This window comes from Aequoribacter sp. (assembly GCF_965659035.1).
In the GTDB taxonomy this organism is placed as follows: Bacteria; Pseudomonadota; Gammaproteobacteria; order Pseudomonadales; family Halieaceae; genus Aequoribacter.
Genome location: NZ_CBFHWH010000186.1, coordinates 924 through 1,179, shown reverse-complemented (window position 1 = coordinate 1,179; position 256 = coordinate 924).

Below are 256 nucleotides of genomic sequence, written 5' to 3'. Positions count from 1 at the left end.
CCCTACACTGCTAGCAACTTTTTTGCTGTATAACCGCGACAACACAAAACGCGTTGTCATCGTCTTTTTGGGACTATTTTTTACCCTCCTATTTCTGCATTCACTCCAAAGCACTCTCGCACCTAAACCTCCGACAACAGTACTCGTGCCCAACAGTCTTCTTTATGTCTCGATCAATAGCTTTACGTTTGCCTATATTGCTATCTCGACAGCCATCATCGGCTGGCACCTATCGAAACACGCCCACAAGACTCTG